Raw genomic sequence first — 412 nt, forward strand, 5'->3', positions numbered from 1 at the left:
AGAAGAAGATGGTGACCCGTAGGGGATTCGAACCCCTGTAACCGCCGTGAAAGGGCGGTGTCTTAGACCGCTTGACCAACGGGCCGCATGATGGTGATCCATGCTGGACTCGAACCAGCGACACCCTGATTAAAAGTCAGGTGCTCTACCAACTGAGCTAATGGATCATATAGGTGGCTGGGGTGGCTGGATTCGAACCAACGAATGGCGGAGTCAAAGTCCGCTGCCTTACCGCTTGGCTACACCCCAACGAAACTCACCAAGGGTGATATGGGACATGGTTTGCCCCTTGAAAACCACACATCGGATGATTGTAAAGCAGCAAGAGAAAGGTCAAGTCCTCGACCGATTCGTACCCGTCGACTGAACGCCTCACGGCGCGTACATCTCGGGCCGATCTACCAGGTCATCA

3 tRNA genes and 1 rRNA gene are annotated in these 412 nt (G+C 54.4%); all 4 read right to left on the bottom strand.

Annotation, left to right across the window (positions count from 1 at the left end):
* Positions 1 to 9: 9 nt before the first annotated feature.
* Positions 10 to 85, bottom strand: a tRNA-Glu gene (locus GTO89_RS17005).
* Between the two features lie 6 nt (positions 86 to 91).
* Positions 92 to 167, bottom strand: a tRNA-Lys gene (locus GTO89_RS17010).
* Between the two features lie 7 nt (positions 168 to 174).
* Positions 175 to 249 (bottom strand) — tRNA-Gln (locus GTO89_RS17015).
* An 80-nt stretch (positions 250 to 329) separates the two neighbouring features.
* Positions 330 to 412, bottom strand: a 23S ribosomal RNA gene (locus tag GTO89_RS17220); the annotation flags it as partial.

Source organism: Heliomicrobium gestii (assembly GCF_009877435.1).
GTDB classification, from domain to species: domain Bacteria; phylum Bacillota; class Desulfitobacteriia; order Heliobacteriales; family Heliobacteriaceae; genus Heliomicrobium; species Heliomicrobium gestii.